3 protein-coding genes are annotated in these 2,876 nt (G+C 70.9%); all 3 read left to right on the top strand.

The window, feature by feature from the left end:
• Nucleotides 1-15: 15 nt before the first annotated feature.
• Nucleotides 16-762, top strand: coding sequence for a DsbC family protein (locus AC1D12_RS29890; RefSeq protein WP_477844855.1), 747 nt, complete (start codon nucleotides 16-18; stop codon nucleotides 760-762).
• A gap of 105 nt (nucleotides 763-867) precedes the next feature.
• Nucleotides 868-2,655 (top strand): M61 family metallopeptidase, encoded by a 1,788-nt coding sequence (locus AC1D12_RS29885; RefSeq protein ID WP_477844854.1) that lies wholly within the window; start codon nucleotides 868-870, stop codon nucleotides 2,653-2,655.
• Nucleotides 2,640-2,876: hypothetical protein (locus AC1D12_RS29880; RefSeq protein ID WP_477844852.1), on the top strand; the 237-nt coding region annotated here is incomplete at its 3' end. The genes AC1D12_RS29885 and AC1D12_RS29880, both read left to right, overlap by 16 nt.

Here is a 2,876-nt window from a genome sequence, read left to right as displayed (position 1 = left end):
CCTGAAGGCATTGCCATGCTGAACTTTCCGTTGATCCGATCCTGCCTCGCGGCCCCCCTCATCGCCGCGCTGCTGCTGGCACCGGCGGCCCATGCCGACGAGGCGCAGATCCGCAAGAACCTGGCCGAGCGCCTGGCCATGCCGCCGATCGACGAGATCACCAAGACGCCGATCCCGGGCCTGTACGAAGTGCGCATGGGCACCGAGATCCTCTACACCGACGAGCAGGGCAACTACCTGGTCGAGGGGTCGCTGATCGACACCAAGGCGCGCACCAACCTCACCGAGGCGCGCATCAACAAGCTGACCGCGATCGATTTCGCCAAGCTGCCGCTGAAGGACGCGATCGTCTGGAAGAACGGCACCGGCGCACGCCGCATCGCCGTCTTCGCCGACCCGAACTGCGGCTACTGCCGCCGCTTCGAGGCCGACCTGCAGAAGATCAAGGACGTGACCGTCTACACCTTCCTGTACCCGATCCTGGGCGGCGATTCGCCGCAGAAGTCGCGCGACATCTGGTGCGCGAAGGAGCCGAGCAAGGTGTGGCTGGGCTGGATGCTGCGCAGCGAGCCGCCGCCCCGTTCGATGGGCAGCTGCGAGACGCCGCTCGATCGCAACGTCGCGATGGGCAAGAAATACCGCATCAACGGCACGCCGGCGCTGGTGTTCGCCGACGGCACGCGCTTCCCCGGTGCGATGCCGCTCGAGCAGATCGAGAAGCAGCTGCTCGCGAGCAGCGCTGCCGCCACCGCCGCCAAGTGACACGGCCGCGCAAGGCGGCGGCCCTGCGGTGACTGAGGCGACAATGGCGCCCGCAGAAACCCCTGCATGAGTGCGCGGCCGCCACCCGAGCGGCCCCCTGATCCCATGATTTCCCACCGCATCGAGATCGCCGATGTGCACGCGCACCAGTTCCGCGTGACGCTCACCGTGCCGCAGCCGGCATCGCAGCAGCGCCTGAGCCTGCCGGCGTGGATTCCCGGCAGCTACCTGGTGCGCGAGTTCGCGCGCCACCTGTCGCAGCTGCAGGCGCGCCAGGGTTCGCGCGAGATCGCGCTGCAGCAGCTCGACAAGGCCACCTGGCTGGCCGCCTGCGACGGCCGCGGCGCGCTGACGGTCAGCTACCTCGTCTACGCGTTCGACACCTCGGTGCGCACCGCCTTCCTCGATGCGCAGCGCGGCTTCTACAACGGCACCAGCGTCTTCCTGCGCGTCGAGGGGCGCGAGGCCGAGTCGCAGGCGGTCGAGATGCGCGGGCTGCCGAAGGGCTGGCGCGTGGGCACCGCACTGCCGGCGCTCAAGACCRATGCGCGTGGCCAGGGCCTGTACCAGGCGGCCGACTACGACGAGCTGGTCGACCACCCGGTCGAGCTGGGCGACTTCTGGCGCGGCGAATTCAAGGCGGCCGGCGTGCCGCACGAGTTCATGGTGGCCGGCGCGCTGCCCGATTTCGATGGCGAGCGCCTGCTGGCCGATGCGCGCCGCATCTGCGAGGCCGAGATCGCGTTCTGGCATGGCCGCAAGAAGCCGCACTTCAAGCGCTACGTGTTCATGCTGAACGCGGTGGACGACGGCTACGGCGGGCTGGAGCACCGGGCCAGCACTGCGCTGATCGCCGCCCGGCGCGACCTGCCGCAGCGCGCGCGGCCGGGCGCCAGGCCGCCGGCGGACCCGAAAGCCGAGCTGAGCGATGGTTACGTGACGCTGCTCGGGCTGATCAGCCACGAGTATTTCCACACCTGGAACGTCAAGCGCCTGCGCCCGGCCGAGTTCGCGCGCTACGACTACACGCAGGAGAACTACACCGAACTGCTGTGGTTCTTCGAAGGCTTCACCTCGTACTACGACGACCTGCTGCYGCTGCGCGCYGGCCTGGTCGACGAATCGCGCTACCTGAAGCTGCTCGCCAAGACGGTGACAGGCGTGCTGGCCGCGCCGGGCCGGCAGGTGCAGAGCGTCGCGCAATCGAGCTTCGATGCCTGGGTCAAGTACTACCGCGGCGACGAGAACACGCCGAACGCGACGATCAGCTACTACACCAAGGGCTCGCTGGTGGCGCTTGCGCTCGACCTGACGCTGCGCACGCGCGGCCAGGGCTCGCTGGACGACGTGATGCGCGGCCTGTGGGCGCGCAGCGACGGCGGGCCGATCTCGCAGGACGACATCGCCGCGGTGCTGCACGAGGTGGGCGGCCGTTCGATGGCTGCGGAACTGCAGGCCTGGGTGCATGGCACCGGCGAGCTGCCGCTGAAGGAGCTGCTGCAGCGCGCCGGCGTGAACTGGTCGCAGCAGGCGCCGACGATGGCCCAGCGGCTGGGCCTGCGGGTGGCGGAGAGTGCGCTGACCGGCATCAAGGTGAGCCACGTGCTGCGCGGCGGGGCTGCCGAAGCGGCCGGGCTGTCGGCCGGCGACGAACTGCTCGGGGTCGACGACTGGCGGCTGCGCCGGCTCGACGACCTGCTGCGCCTGCTGCCGAACGACGGCCGGGCCACGCTGCTGGTGTCGCGCGACCAGCGCCTGCTGCACCTGCCGCTGGTGGCCGCCGCGCTGCCCGACAGCGGTGCCGTGGCGTTGTCGCCGGCGGGCGCCRCCGCCGAGAACAACAAGGCCGCCGTCGCCGCGCAGTCCCTGCGGCAGGCATGGATGCGCGGCTGACCGCCGCCCTGCGCGCGAGGCCGTGGCGGCGCGTCGCGCTGGTGGCGCTGGTGCTCGGCGTGCTGGTGGCGCACGGCTGCGTGACGCGCAGCCTGGCCGAGCGCATGGGCGGGTTCTCGGTGGCGCCGATGCCGGCGCGCCTGCAGGTGGCGTATGTGCGCGAGCTGCAGCCGGCGCTGCCGGTGGCGCTTGCACCGGCTGCGCGGCCGACGCCGCCGAAA

It is taken from the genome of Rhizobacter sp. P1_G5 (assembly GCF_056405435.1).
Note: the sequence above shows the minus strand (reverse complement) of the source record. Positions and strands in the feature narration are given on the sequence as shown.